The 14,548-nt window shown below is 64.0% G+C and carries 9 protein-coding genes; 3 read left to right on the top strand and 6 right to left on the bottom strand.

Annotation, left to right across the window (positions count from 1 at the left end; translation table 11 throughout):
• Positions 1 to 121: 121 nt before the first annotated feature.
• Positions 122 to 3,250 (bottom strand): efflux RND transporter permease subunit, encoded by a 3,129-nt coding sequence (locus ACQY4S_RS02010; RefSeq protein WP_428483506.1) that lies wholly within the window; start codon positions 3,248 to 3,250, stop codon positions 122 to 124.
• A gap of 13 nt (positions 3,251 to 3,263) precedes the next feature.
• Positions 3,264 to 4,400, bottom strand: a complete 1,137-nt coding sequence (locus tag ACQY4S_RS02005) for an efflux RND transporter periplasmic adaptor subunit (RefSeq protein WP_428483505.1) — start codon at positions 4,398 to 4,400, stop codon at positions 3,264 to 3,266.
• A 315-nt stretch (positions 4,401 to 4,715) separates the two neighbouring features.
• Between ACQY4S_RS02005 and ACQY4S_RS02000 the strand changes: the two genes are divergently transcribed.
• Positions 4,716 to 5,780 carry a ketopantoate reductase family protein gene (locus ACQY4S_RS02000; protein ID WP_428483504.1) on the top strand — a complete coding sequence of 355 codons (1,065 nt, stop codon included), beginning with the start codon at positions 4,716 to 4,718 and terminating at the stop codon, positions 5,778 to 5,780.
• A gap of 389 nt (positions 5,781 to 6,169) precedes the next feature.
• Here the strand turns inward: ACQY4S_RS02000 and ACQY4S_RS01995 are convergent, their stop codons facing one another.
• Together ACQY4S_RS01995 and ACQY4S_RS01990 are read right to left on the bottom strand one after the other, a co-directional pair.
• The gene (locus ACQY4S_RS01995; RefSeq protein WP_428483503.1) at positions 6,170 to 6,439 is read right to left on the bottom strand and encodes a DUF2312 domain-containing protein; all 270 of its coding nucleotides are present in this window, start codon (positions 6,437 to 6,439) and stop codon (positions 6,170 to 6,172) included.
• A gap of 498 nt (positions 6,440 to 6,937) precedes the next feature.
• On the bottom strand, positions 6,938 to 7,249 hold the full coding sequence (locus ACQY4S_RS01990; protein WP_428483502.1) for a DUF1244 domain-containing protein: 312 nt from the start codon (positions 7,247 to 7,249) through the stop codon (positions 6,938 to 6,940).
• 86 nt (positions 7,250 to 7,335) lie between these two features.
• Between ACQY4S_RS01990 and ACQY4S_RS01985 the strand changes: the two genes are divergently transcribed.
• Positions 7,336 to 8,661: a glycerate kinase type-2 family protein gene (locus ACQY4S_RS01985; protein WP_428483501.1), complete on the top strand. Its 1,326-nt coding sequence runs from the start codon at positions 7,336 to 7,338 to the stop codon at positions 8,659 to 8,661.
• 11 nt (positions 8,662 to 8,672) lie between these two features.
• Positions 8,673 to 10,106: a pyruvate kinase gene (gene pyk / locus ACQY4S_RS01980; RefSeq protein WP_428483500.1), complete on the top strand. Its 1,434-nt coding sequence runs from the start codon at positions 8,673 to 8,675 to the stop codon at positions 10,104 to 10,106.
• 246 nt (positions 10,107 to 10,352) lie between these two features.
• Here pyk and ACQY4S_RS01975 read toward each other — a convergent pair whose 3' ends face one another.
• Together ACQY4S_RS01975 and ACQY4S_RS01970 are read right to left on the bottom strand one after the other, a co-directional pair.
• Positions 10,353 to 13,301, bottom strand: a complete 2,949-nt coding sequence (locus ACQY4S_RS01975) for a beta-propeller fold lactonase family protein (protein WP_428483499.1) — start codon at positions 13,299 to 13,301, stop codon at positions 10,353 to 10,355.
• A 293-nt stretch (positions 13,302 to 13,594) separates the two neighbouring features.
• Entirely contained in the window at positions 13,595 to 14,545 is a 951-nt protein-coding gene (locus ACQY4S_RS01970) for a lysylphosphatidylglycerol synthase domain-containing protein (RefSeq protein ID WP_428483498.1), read from the bottom strand.
• Positions 14,546 to 14,548 lie beyond the last annotated feature (3 nt).

Genomic DNA, 14,548 nt, shown 5'->3' with positions numbered 1-14,548 from the left:
ATTACGTGATCGAGTAAGCCGCCAGTGTCCTGCCCCCGAAGTTCGTCATATCTTGTGACGGACGGAGGGGATAGGCAGGCCTCTGAAAACAAAGAGCGAGTGGCCGGGATGTGGAGGTGGATCAATCTGCTGTCGCCTCCCCCATCTTCGCCGCCAGCCGCGGCAAGGCAAGCTGACGGTTCGGAAACAGCCAGTGCTGCAGCCGATCCAGGTACAGGTAGATCACCGGCGTGGTATACAGCGTCAGCATCTGGCTCAGCAGCAGGCCGCCGACCATCGCGAAGCCCAGCGGCTTGCGCAGTTCGGAGCCTGCTCCGTTCGCCAGCATCAGCGGCAAACCGCTGAGCAGCGCCGCCATGGTGGTCATCAGAATCGGCCGGAAGCGCAGCAGACAGGCCTGGCGGATGGCATGGTATGGGTTTAGCCCGTCGCGCCGCTCCGCCGAGATGGCGAAATCCACCATCATGATGCCGTTCTTCTTGACGATGCCAATCAGCAGGATGATCCCGATCAGCGCGATCACGGTCAACTGGTAGTGGAACAGCAGCAGCATCAGCAACGCCCCCACACCGGCGGACGGCAGCGTCGACAGGATGGTCAGCGGCAGCACGTAGCTTTCATACAGCACCCCCAGGATGATGTAGACTGCCACCAGCGCAGCGGCGATCAGATAAGGCTCAGTGCTGAGCGATGCCTGGAAGGCCTGAGCCGTACCCTGGAAGCTGCCTTGCACGCTTGCGGGCACCCCCATCGACGCTTCTACCTGCTCCACCTGCGTGACCGCAGAGCCCAGTGAGGCATTGCCCTCCAGGTTAAAGGAGATGGTAACCGATGGGAACTGGCTCTGATGATTGACCGCCAGCGGCTGCACCGGGGCCGTGGTCTGGCGCAACAGGGTCGACAGCGGCACCGATACGCCGCTGGACGATTTCACGTACAGCTTGTCCAGGGTCGAGAGACTGCCGTACTCGCTGGGCAAGGCCTCCAGGATCACGTAGTAGGCCTTGTTGCCGGTGAAGTATTGCGCGACCTCGTTCTGGCCAAACGCGTCATACAGGATGGCGTCGATCGCCGCCGGCTGGACGCCGAAGCGGGCGGCCTGATCCCGGTCATAAGTCAGGGTTTCCGTGGTGCCGGCGTTCTCCTGATCCGATGTGACATCCGTCAGCAGTGGGATCTGGCGCATCTTGGCCAGAATTTTGGGCGCCCACTTGTTCAGCTCATCCATGTTTGGATCTTGCAACGTATATTGATACAGGGTCCGGCCGAGGCGGGCGCCGACCCTGACATCCTGCGCCGGCTGCAGGAACAGGCGGATGCCGCTGACAGGCTGCATCTTCCGATCAAGCCGAGCGACGACCTGCATGACGTTGTCGGAACGCTGGTCCCATGGCTTCAGCGAAATATACATGCGGCCATTGTTGGCTGTCTGGCCGGCCGTGCCGGCGCCGACCGAGGCGACAACCGATGCAACCGCGGGATCGTGCAGCACCACCTTGTTCACCTGTTGCTGCAACACCGCCATCTGGTCGAACGACACATCCTGCGCGGCGTCCGTGATGCCGATAATGATGCCGGTGTCCTGGGTCGGGAAAAACCCCTTGGAGATGACGGTGTACAAGCCGACCGTCGTCAGCACGGTCGCGACGAACACCATCAGGGTAATGATGCGGAAGCGCAGCGCGATATCCAGCGTTCGCTCATAAAAGCGGAGTATGGCATCAAACATGCCCTCGATCAGCCTGTAGAAGCGTCCGTGATCATGCGCTTGCGGCGCCAGGAACCGGGCGCACATCATCGGGGTCAAGGTGAGTGATATCACCGCTGAAACGACAATGGTGATCGAGACGCAGATCGCGAACTCCCGGAACAGCCGGCCGACGATGCCGCCCATCAGCAGCAGGGGGATGAACACGGCGATCAGGGAAACACTGATGGAAACAATCGTGAAGCCGATCTCGCCGGCGCCGAGCAGGGCCGCATCCAGCGGACGCATGCCGTCCTCGATATGACGAAAGATGTTCTCCAGCATGACGATCGCGTCGTCGACGACGAAACCTACCGCGATGGTCAATGCCATCAATGACAGGTTGTCCAGGCTGAATCCGCAGACGTACATGACGCCCAGGGTGCCGACCAGGGCCACCGGGATGGTCACGCTGGGTATGATCGTTGCCCAGATGTTGCGCAGGAACAGGAAGATCACCATGACAACCAGGCCGATCGCCAGCATCAGCGTGAATTCCACATCGCTGACCGAGGCTCGGATCGTCAGCGTGCGGTCGGACACCACGTTCAACTGGATATCAGGCGGGATGTCGGCTCGCAGGGCTGGCAGCTTGGCCTTGACGCCGTCGGCGGTGGCAATGACGTTGGCGTTTGGCTGCTTGAACACCAGCAGCAGGACCGACCGCTTGCCGTTCGTCCAGGCCCGTAGCTCCCGGTTCTGTGGTCCTGCCACGGCCCTGCCGATATCGCGAATGCGGATCGGACCACCGTTGCGGTAGCCGATGATCACGTTGTTATAAGGTTCGGCCTGGGTAAGCTGGTCGTTGGCATAGATCGTGTACGATTGTTTCGACCCGTCGATGCTGCCCTTCGGGTTGTCGACCGTGACGGAGGTCAGGACATTATGCACGTCCTCCAGCGTCATGCCCATCGATGCCAGCCGCGCGGGATCGACCTGCACCCGGATCGCCGGCGTCTGCTGGCCGCCGACCAGCACCTGACCCACACCGGGAAGCTGGGAAAGCTGTTGCTCCACCAGGTTCTCCGCGTAGTTATCAACCGTGGTGATCGGCGCCTGATCCGATTGCATCGCCAGGATCATGATCGGACTGTCGGCTGGGTTGATCGCGCGGAAGGTCGCCGGCGTCGGCATCCCCTTCGGCAAGGAGCCCTGGGCGGCATTCATCGCCTCCAGCACCAGCGTTTCGGCATTGCCAAGATCGGTTCCGAGGCCGAACTGGAGCGTGATCTGGGTGGTACCGAGCACGCTGACCGAGGTCATCTGGGACAGGCCGGGCAGCATCTGACCGAACTCGGTTTCCAGTGGCGTTGCGACGGTGGACGCCATGGTCGCGGGACTTGCGCCGGGATACTGCGCCGACACGGTCAGCGTCGGGAACTGCACGTTCGGCAGCGGAGCCACCGGCAGCAGCGGATAGGCGACGAGCCCAGCCAGGAAGATCGCCGCGGTCAGCAGGGACGTGGCGATCGGCCGCCGGATGAAAGGCGCGGATATGCTCATCAGGTCTGGCGTCCTAGCTGGCAGCGGTGGCGGTGTTGGTGGCCTTGATGTGGGTCCCCGGCGCCAGCCGCGACTGCCCGGAGACAACGACGGTTTCGCTGCCCGACAACCCTTTTTTCACCACCGTCCGGCCGTCGTTCTGCTCGCTGACCTGCACATCAACCTGCGCAACGGTCTGGTCCGGCTTGACCAGATAGACGAACAGGCCATCCGGCCCGTGCTGGATCGCCAGAGTGGGAACGGTGACCGAACGCGGCAAGGTGCCAACCTGGATGCGGGTGTTGACGAACTGGCCTGGCCACAGATGGTCATCGGCATTGTCGAAATTCGCCTTCAGCGAGATCGTCCCAGAGGTCGTGTCAATGGTGTTGTCCGGCGTCAGCAATGTGCCGCTTGCCAGTTCCTTCTTGTCAGTATTGTTGAACACCGTGGCCGGCACTGGCCCTTTTGTCCGCGCCGCCTGGACCTGGATCAGGTCAGCCTCCGGCAGGGTGAACACCACGCTGATCGGCTTGTCCTGGGTGATCGACACAATACCGGTCTGGCTGGCGGTCTGGATCAGGTTGCCGACATCGACCAGATAGAAACCGATCCTTCCATCGATCGGCGCGCGGATGACGCAATAGCCGAGATTGATCTCGGCGGTTTCGACCTCCGCCGTATCGTACGCGACCGAGGCAGCCTCCTTGTCCACTGTGGCCTGCTGATCATCCACCTGCTGGACCGGGGCAAAGCTGCTCTTGGCCAGGTTTTGGTAACGCCGCAGATCGAGTTGGGCGCTTTTCAGCAGCGCCTGATCCTCGTCCCGCTGTGCCGTCGCCTGATCCAGCGCTGCCTTGTAAGGCCGTGGATCGATCTCGGCCACGATGTCGCCCTTGTGGACCTCCTGGCCTTGGCGCACCGGCAGTGCGATCAGCGTGCCATTCACCTGCGCCTTGATCTGGACCACATTCAACGGCTGCACGGTGCCGAGGCCGTTCAGGTAGATCGGCACATCCTGGATCTGGGCGACGCCGGTGGTGACCGGCACAGACGGCTCTGGTGCCGGATCGGCGGCATGGGCGGCATCCGGCCGCTCGATGAAGCGCCAGCCGGCGAGGCCGGCGGCTATGACAATCAGAACGACGAGCCAGGGGCCAAGCCTTTTCATGATCATCTCTCAATCCTTAGACGGCCATGAGCCGGCGGGAACCAGCGGCGGTCCGCAAACCATCAATCGACCAATTTATTATACCGCGCCTTACCGGGCAGGCGGTGGCGAGATGAACGACGTGTTAATACGCGCTATACCTACGAATAATCTGGCCGTGGCATGGGCTGGTTTCACCGGCATCGCCCAATCGTGTTGTATGTAATTAAACGCAACAAAATACCTGGCTGGCTTCGCCGCCGCTTGCTGCCGGTTGCGTTTCGTCCGCTTCCGGGCACACTTGGCCGAACACCTGCCGACAAGGGGAGAGCAACGATGGGCTTCAAGATCGCGATCATGGGAACCGGGGCGGTTGGCGCCTATGCCGGGGCGCACATGGCGCGGGCCGGCGAAGACGTGACGTTCATCGATGCGTGGCCGGCGAACGTGGAGACGATGCGGGCGCAGGGTCTCAAGGTCTCGCATATCCGCGACGTGCCGGAATGGTCGACGCCGGTGCGTGCGCTGCACCTGACGGACTTGCAGCAGGCGGCGAAGGAAAAGCCGTTCGACATCGCCTTCGTCTGCATGAAGTCATACGACACCGAATGGGCGACGGTGATGATCGCGCAGTATCTGGCGCCGGCTGGTTTCATCGTCTCGCTGCAGAACTGCATGAACGAGGCGACCATCGCCGGCGTGGTCGGCTGGGGGAAAGTGGTTGGCTGCATCGCCAGCTCGATCACTGTCGATCTGTGCGAGCCCGGCCATGTCCGCCGCGCCGCCGGGAAAAGCGGCGACAAGCACACGGTGTTCCGTACCGGAGAGGTGCATGGGCGGATCACCGAGCGGGTGCGGGAGATCGAGCGGCTGGTCGCGCTGACGGATTCCGCGCTGGTGACATCAAACCTATGGGGGGAGCGCTGGTCGAAGCTGGTAACCAATGCGATGGCAAACGGCATGTCGGCCTCCACCGGGCTGATCAGCAAGGATATCCTGCGCAACGACACGCTGCGCCGGTTCGGTGCCCGCCTCGGCAGCGAGGCGATCCGCGTCGGCCAGGCGCTCGGCTATGAGCTGGAGGAGGTCCACCACATCGATCCCGAGGTGATCGCCTGCGCCGGTGAAGGCGATCCGGCCGCGACCCGCGCGTACGACGAGCATCGGCTGGCGGAGGTGAACAAGGCCGGCGGCGGGGAACATCGTCCGTCGATGGGTCAGGACATGGTCAAGGGCCGGCGGACGGAGATCGATTTCCTGAATGGCTTCATCGTTCGCAAAGGAGATGAGATCGGGCTGCCGACGCCGGCGAACGCGGCACTGACGGATATCGTCAAGCGGGTTGAACGGGGCGAGCTGCCGGCCGACCCACGGCATCTGATCGATCTTCGACTGAATTAACTTATTTCCGGCTTTTCATAGCCGCCGCGGCAACCGGCGCGGTTGTTAATCGACCAGCCCATATGCGCCTTCCGCACGCCTGCCAAGCAGATCATCGACCGACAGAGGCCGAGGGTTGAGCCGCCAACCGATGTGAAAGCCAGCAACTCGTCCTCTCGATGATGTCGCCGAACCTTTTTGCGGTCCACCAGCGCCGTCAGCAGAACAGGTCCGCCCAGCGCGCGCCAGAGCTACGGTGGCCGTTCGGCGGCTTTCCCAAGCCTCACGCGACTCGATCTTGAACATCCGTCCTGTCAATCTCAACGCGCCCGCTTTTCGTGGCTGCCTTGCACCCATCGCCACCAAGGCGAAAGCCACTCGATTGCAATTCCTGCTACGTGGCCCTGGCGCTACATCCCCAGCGCGCGGCGGTAGACATCCAGCAGGGTCTCCGCCTCCTCGACCTCGGCGGGTTCCTGCTTGCGGATACGAATGAGCTGGCGCAGCACCTTGACGTCGTAACCGGCCGATTTGGCTTCGGCGAAGATGTCCTTGATGTCGGAGCCGAGCGCCGCGCGCTCTTCCTCGAGTCGTTCGATGCGCTCGACCAGGCTGCGCAGTCGGTCGGCGCCGACGCCGCCGCTCTTGATGTCTTCTTCGCTGACCGCCTTGGCCGCCATGGTGTCGAGTCTCCGCTGTAGCAGGGCGGGCGGCAATAGCTTCGGGGGCGGTGGCGGTCAATGCTGTTTCCAGAGGAACCAGTTCACCGCGCAAGGCCAGGTGGCCGCGTTTGAGGATGCCTTTCAGGTGGTAGCCGATAACGTCTGGTTCGGGCAGCAGAGCGAGAAACAGCGTAACACCCTGATCACCGGCGTGATTCAGAATTTCGAGATCAGTGCTCCGCGCTTGGTCTGGCTGTCATAACCGACGGGCCGGTGCCATTATGGGTGGGCACAGCGCTGGCGGATGATTTGTCGAAGTCCGATCTGCCCTGGAAAGTCGATGTGGTGGATTGGGCGACGACCAGCAGGCCGTTCCGCAAAACTATCGAACAGCATAAGGCGGTTACCGCCCGCTCAGCATGGCACGGGCTTGAGGCGAACGGCATCCGCACGAAAAACTATCAGGACAAGCCCGCCAATCCCCACGCTGACGCGTTATGCGTCCATACCGGTCGCCTAATGGTGGGTTTCCATCTTGGCGCGCGCCGCGTTCTGGTCCGCCGTTCCTTGAGCTTGATACTTCGCCTGCCATTCCTTATACGGCATGCCGTAGACAATTTCCCGCGCATCCGGATCGGGCAGTCCAAGCCCCTTCTCTTCCGCCGCTTCCCGGTACCACCGGCTTAGGCAGTTCCGACAGAAGCCAGCCAGGTTCATCAGGTCGATATTCTGCACATCGGTGCGTTCCCGCAGGTGCTCCACCAGCCGGCGGAACGCCGCGGCTTCCAGTTCAGTGCGAGTCGCCGTGTCGAAGTCGGGTGCGGACATGCCTACCTCCAGATCGTTCGCTCAGAGATGGCGTGGACATGCCCGCTTCGCCATACTCCGCATGCTGAAAAATGAGGAAATCGTCGATGCAGCAGGATCAACCCGGGCTCCGGGATCAGCCTTGGCCTCCGGATCAAGCCTGGACTGACGCGACCGCCCGCGCCGCCTTGCGCGCCCTGTTCGACACCGCCGTCGCCGCCGCCGACCCGCGCACGGTCCTGGCTCGGCATCTGCCGCCAAAGCCGCGGTCCGGCCGCTGCATCGTCGTGGGCGGTGGCAAATCGGCCGCCCTCATGGCCGCGGCGCTGGAGGATGCGTGGCCCGATGTCGCGCTGCGGGGCACCGTCGTCACCCCCTATGGCCACGCCGTGCCGACGCGCCGGATCGAGGTCATCGAAGCCTGCCATCCGGTTCCCGATGACAACAGCCACCGCGGCGCGCGGCGCCTGCTGGAACGCGTCCAGGGTCTGACCAAGGACGATCTGGTCATCGCGCTGATGTCCGGCGGCGCATCGTCGTTGCTCGCGGCCCCGACACCGGGCCTGACGCTGGCCGACAAGCAGGCGATCAACCGTGCGCTGCTGGCCTGTGGCGCCAACATCACCGAGATGAACGCGGTCCGCAAACACCTGTCGGCTATCAAGGGCGGCCGCCTGGCCGCCGCCGCCGCGCCCGCCCAGGTGGTGACCCTGGCGATCAGCGACGTTCCCGGCGACGACCCCGCCGTCATCGGCTCCGGCCCCACCGTGCCGGACGCCACCACCTTCGCCGACGCCCGCGCGCTGATCGCCCGCTACGGCATCATCCCCTCTCACGCCGTCGCCGGTCGGCTGGCACAGGACGAAGACGAGACGCCGAAACCCGGCAGCCTGACGAATGTGGACTTTCGCATGATCGCCACGCCGATGATGGCGCTGGACGCGATGGCCGCCACCGCCCGCCTGCTGGGATTGACGCCGCTGATCCTGGGCGATGCGCTGGAAGGCGAGGCCAGCCAGGTCGGCACCCTGATGGCCGGCATCGCCCGCTCGGTCCGCGCGCACGGTCAGCCAATGCGTCCACCCGCGGTCCTGCTGTCGGGCGGCGAGACCACCGTGACGCTGACCGGCGATCCCGCTGGTCAGGGCGGCCGCAACACCACCTTTCTGCTTGGTCTCGCCATTGCGCTGGACGGCGCCGCCGGCATCTGGGCCACCGCCGGCGATACCGACGGGATCGACGGCATGGACCAGATCGCCGGCGCTCTGTTGGCGCCCGACAGCCTGATGCGCGCCCGCGCGATGGGGCTGAACGCGCGCGACAGTCTGGCCGGCCATGACAGCCACGGCTTCTTTGGCGCCCTTGGCGACCTGATCGTGACCGGACCGACGCTGACGAACGTTAACGATATCAGAGCTATCCTGATTACCTAAAGGATCCCCGCATGGCTGTCCGCCCAAAACTCCGCCGACGCCGACGCACCAAGATCATCGCGACACTTGGTCCCTCCAGTTCCACCCCCGACGTCATGAGCCGGCTGTTCCAGGCCGGTGCCGATGTGTTCCGCCTGAACTTCTCGCACGGCGACCACGCCGACCACGCTGCCCGCTTCGCCATGATCCGCGATCTGGAGGCGAAATTCGACCGCCCGATCGGCATCCTGGCCGATGTGCAGGGGCCCAAGCTGCGGGTCGGGCGCTTCTCCGGCAGCCGGGTCCATCTGCAGGCCGGCCACGGGTTTCGCCTGGACCTGAACGCCACCCCTGGCAATGCCCAGCGGGTCAACCTGCCGCATCCGGAGATCATCGAGGCCGCCTCGATCGGCTGCTCGCTGCTGCTGGACGATGGCAAGCTGCGCCTGCGGGTGCTGCACAAGCGCGGCGACGCACTGGAAACCGAGGTTGTCGTCGGTGGCCCGCTGTCCGACCGCAAGGGCGTCAACGTTCCCGACGTGGTGCTGCCGATCCCCGCCCTGACGGTGAAGGACCGGGCCGACCTGGAGTTCGCCGTCAGCCACGGCGCCAACTACATCGGACTGTCGTTCGTGCAGCGGCCGGAGGACGTGGCGGAGGCGCAGGCGCTGGTGGCCGGCCGCGCCTGGATCATGGTGAAGCTGGAAAAGCCGCAGGCGCTGGACAACCTGGAGGCAATCCTGGCGCTGACCGACGCGGTGATGGTCGCGCGCGGCGACCTGGGTGTCGAACTGCCGCCCGAGGAGGTACCGCTGGCGCAGAAGCGCATCGTCCGCCTGTCACGCCAACTGGGCAAGCCGGTGGTGGTGGCGACGCAGATGCTGGAGAGCATGATCACCGCCCCTGCGCCGACCCGGGCCGAGGCATCGGACGTCGCCACCGCTGTGTTCGATGGCGCCGACGCCGTGATGCTGTCCGGCGAGACGGCGGCCGGGCAATACCCGTACGAGGCGGTGAACATGATGGACCGCATCGTCGCCCGGGTGGAGCAGGACGCCGAATGGCGGGCGCTGATCGATGCTTCCCGCCACGCGCCGGAAAAGCACGCGGCGGCGGCGATCGCCGCGGCCTCCGCGCAGGTCAGCGCGACCATTGGCGCCAAGGCGATCGTGGCCTTCACCACCTCCGGCAGCACGGCGCTGCGGGTGGCGCGTGAGCGACCGGCCGCACCGGTGATCGGGCTGACGCAGCAGCAGGATACGGCGCGCCGGATGGCCGTGGTCTGGGGGGTGCACGCCATGGTCACGCCCGAGGCGCATTCCATGACCGAGGCGGTGAACCGCGCCGCACGTGTCGCGCTGACCGAGGGCTTCGCGGCGCGCGGCGAGGAAATCGTCGTCACCGCCGGCGTGCCCTTTGGTCAGGTCGGCACCACCAACGCACTGCGGGTCACGACGGTGAAGTAGGGTTGTGCAGCGGGCACTGGTGGGCGCGGTGATTGGCCAGGCCTCGCAGCCCGCGGGGTTTTAAGAACCACCCCCGCATCGACGACCGGCTGAAGTTCGGCGGTGGTCTGTTTGCTGGCAAATTCGACAAGCAACGTTGGACGCAGGTCAGGCCCGAGGGGCTATAGCGGCATTAGGAGTTGAGGCATTCCTGACCGGACAGAAGCAGGGCGGGGCGTCGAAATGCCCCGCCCTCGTTCAGTCGCTTTAGTTCTCAGTCGTACGCACGCTGCCCAACTTCACGCCTGAACGATGCGTCGGGTAGGGTTTGCCCCCCATCGTGCCATCCCACAAAACCTGGTTCATCAGGTCGAACGGCACGCGATCCTCACCCGAGAAGTCGAAACCGCGCGTCGCCTTGGCCCAATATGCCGCATCGTGCCGCGGCAGGATATCTGGACCCTCCGCGAACTTGACGCCGGTGTCGGCCAGCGCAAGCGACGTCGTCCTTAGGATCGTCGAGGCGACGGCGTTGTACGTCCAGTTGCCGTTCGAGGTGACGTCGAACAGATCAGCCATCGGCGGCTGGTAGGCGGTGTTCAGGTTGATGTGCGGCGCGCCAAGAATGTCCTCGATCGTGCTCAGCACGCTCACCTGGTTGTAGCGTGTGTTGATCACCGCGTGCTTCTTCACATACGCACCAACCACATAGATCGGGGCGCGGTGTGAGTCGACGTGGTCGGGACCGTCCTGGGAGTCATCCTCGGTCACGATAATCAGGGTGTTATTGGCATACGGGCTATGTGCCACGGCCGCGACGAGACGCCCAACCGCGAGGTCATTGTCGGCTTGCTCGGTGTCGGGCGTGTTCACCCCGGCGAGCGCCGTGGTAAAGCTGCCCATATGATCATGACTTAACCGGACCGTTTCAAGGCTCGGCAGATTTTTGTTCGCAATATACTGCATGAACTCGCGGTTCCACTCATTGACGTCCCATTGGTCGGAGTAGGTCTGGTCAAAGCCGCGGAAGTAGACGTCGGTGAGGGGCACCAGCATCGAATTGACTTCGGCAGCCTGGACGACGCCGGCGTCGCCCGCATTCGTGATCGGATTGCCGTTGCTGGATGTGGTGGGACCGATGTTGTTCACCTGCCAGCCGTAGTTCCGTACCGTCAGGCCAGCGTTCAACACGGAGTCGAAGATATAGCCTTCCTGCGTGCCGAACGGCGCGTCGGTGCCCGCGACGTCGGCGGAGCCGGGAAGCAGGTTGGGGGCGCCTCCGGGCAGATTAGCCGCACCGCCGGTGAAAGCTCCCTTCGTCGCTGCGTCACGGGCGGCGGCCGTCGCCAGACCGACCGGCACGTTGCGGTTGGAGCCCTCGCCTTCGTACGACAGTCCGCGGTCGACGCCAGCATAGTTGATCTGCTGCGTGATTTCCTCCGTGGTCGTGACACGACCGCGCATCGTCCAGGACCAGCCGTCCATGCTGCCGTCGCTAGGGTCCATGAAATTGTCCAGTGTGACGAAGTCGGTCGCCAGACGATGGAAGTTCGGCGTGATGCGCCTGCCGAACTGCGTCAGCGACGGGTCGCCGTTCGCGCCGTTATTGAGATCCCCAAGAATCTGGTCGAATGTACGGTTCTCCTTCACGATGTAGATGATGTGCTGGATCTTCCCGTGCAGGAAGTTCATCACCGCCGCATCGCCGGTGTTGGCCGGGACACTATAGAGGTTGTTCTTGGCCACCTGTGTTGTCAGGTCCGACAGATCAGGGCTGCCCGGAACCTGGGCACTGACCAGCGTCGCGTGTTCCAACTGGAACTGGTACTGGTTCGACGCGCTTGCCGCGGCGGCCGCCGCGGCATTGCCGCCGGGATAGGTGATGTTGGTGATGAGAGCGGTGCTGCCCGTCAGATGGCCGGGATTTGGGCCAGTGTCGCTCTTGCCGTTGATGATGTACATCCACGTTCCGTCGGCGCTGAAGGTGATGTCCTTCGGTGCATAGGCGGTCGGGATCAGGCCGGTGACCGTGTTGGCGCCCGACCCGGTCAGCGGGATCACGGCGATGCAGTTCGAGCCGTCGTTGACCGCGTACAGCGTCTTCCCATCGGGGGAGATCGTCACGGCGAACGGTGACGCGCCGGTGTAATGCGGGCCGGTCAGCATTCCGGCCGGGGCGCGCGTATCAATCTCGCCGGCGACCTTGTTGCTCGTTGTGTCGATCACCGCGACCTCGTCGGCGTTGTCCTGCGCGACATACAGCGTCGTCTGCGCCGCGTTGAGTGTCATCCCGTTGGCGTTGCCGTCAAGCTTGATGCGGGTGATCAGGCGAGCGGCGGTCGGCGAGGAAATATCAACGGCCACAACCTCACGGTCGCGGTTGGATGAGACATAGGCGGTGGTGCCCTTGATGACGACCGCGAGCGGATATTCACCGCCGGCGACGCCGCTGGTGCCCTCGTTGCTGGCGGAATAAGGCCGCAGATCGTGCTCGTAGCGGACCGTGTTGGTCGCCGTGTCGATCACGCTGATCGAGTCGTTGAAGTTGTTGGCGACGACCAGCGTCTTGCCCTCGGCGGAGATGCCCAGGCCGCTGGCGTTGGGTTCAACGCCAAGGCCGACGCCGACGCCAGCGGTCAAGTTGGTAGCGGTCGCACCGCCTGGAATATGGCCCAGGGGGATCTTCGCCGACTGCGACCAGGTGCCGTTGGTCTTGGTATAGGCATAGACAGCATCATCATTGCCGCCCGTGCCATAAAGCGTGCTGCCATCCGGCGACCAGACGAGGCCGACATGAGCGTTCGTTTGCTTGATTACCTGCATCAGCGCAGGCGAGGTCTTGTTGCCGCCCGCGACGTCGTAGAGAAAAATGTACTGCGTCGAATTCGCCGTATCGAGCTTTCCCGTCGTGTCGTACAACGTGTTCTGGCCGGCGCAGATGATCGCCAGCGTGGTGCCGTCCGGGCTGAGCTGCGACCGCACCGCCTCGCCGGCGACGAATTTCGGGTAGGCCGGCAGGCCAGGGTTGAGGTCCTGCTGAACCGCATTGGTCAGCGGCGCCGTCGGGGTGACAAACTGGCCGGTTGGCAGCGGGAGCGTGCCGTTGTTGCCGTCGATAAGCGTATTGACCTCGGCACGCGCCAGTTGCGGCGCAACCAGCATGGTCGTGGCGAGCAGGCTAGCCTTCAGCATTCGTCGATCGTGGAGCGCTGTCATGATCCATTCCCTTTGCTTGCAAGATGACCACCGGACAGGCGACCGCTTCGTCCGAGCCTGATCTTACGGCGCGTCCATGACAGGCCAGGGCAGATCCATCTTTGTCAGAGAGAAGTCAGTTTGAAGAAATTGTAATCGTTCACCCAGCTTCTGCGCGTGAATGGCGGATCTGCTTGGCGCGGTAACAGGGACTTGATTCCAGTGTTGGCGTAAGCAGCAAGCGCTTCCAGCAGCTTGTCCCATGCAGCGATGGTCGCGGCATCGCACAGGCCAGATATCGTTCCGGGTCTGGCCTAGGCGGCAGGAAGCGTGACGGGAACACGCGGAGTGGCGCGTCGCCAGAGAACCAGCCCGACAAGGCCGACGATAATCTCGCGCACGCGCTTTATCAGCGACAGCGCGAGCGCAAGTTCGGGCGATAAGCCGACCGCGGCCGCGGCCAGCACGAACCCACCCTCCTGCACGCCAAGCGCCGCCGGAACCGCGAACCCGGCACTTCGGGCCGCCATGCCGAGGCTCTCGACCACCAACGCCTGCAGTGGCGTCACGGCAGCGCCTGCGGCCTGCAGCACAAGCCAGGTCTCCACGCTACCAAGCGACCAGGAAAAAGCGTGAATCAGTGCCGACCGCGGCAGCAGTCCGCGACGATTATAGAAGCTGATTGTAGCCGTGTGCAGACCCTCGATGGAAGTGCTCTGGAGGGCCGGGAAGCGTTTGGCCAGACCGCGAACCGCGGCTTCAATCACTGTAAGCACGCCGTGACGCTGCGCGAACATGAAGGCCGTGACAATCAATCCGGCCCCGGCGACGACCTCGAGCCAGAGCAACCAGCCGGTCCGTCCGGGTAGGCAGGCAAGAGCGGCAAGGCCGGCCAGCAGGAAAATAAGCTGGCCAATGAGCTCAAGAGTCAGATCGACGATGACGCTTGCCCCGGCGACGGCCGCCGGAATGCCGGTTGCCGCAAGCAACCGAGCACCGATCACTTCTCCGCCGATCTGCGCAACGGGGAGCAATGAGTCGATGCCCTCGCGGATCAGCCGCAGGCGGTAGAAGGTGGCAAGGCCGGGACGTGCCATCCAGGTGAACAGAATGCGCCACGCCATACTTGAGAACAGGAGCTGGACGAGGTGCAGCGCGACAAGGACAGGCAGTGTCCAGAGCGCGCGATCCGCCTGTCGAAGGGCTGCGGAAAAGCCGTTCCAGGTTGCCGACGCGACCCAGACAACCAGGGCCAGCCCAAGCAAGAG

Origin of the sequence: Rhodopila sp. (assembly GCF_965276935.1) — a bacterium.
Taxonomy (GTDB): domain Bacteria; phylum Pseudomonadota; class Alphaproteobacteria; order Acetobacterales; family Acetobacteraceae; genus Rhodopila.
Note: the sequence above shows the minus strand (reverse complement) of the source record. Positions and strands in the feature narration are given on the sequence as shown.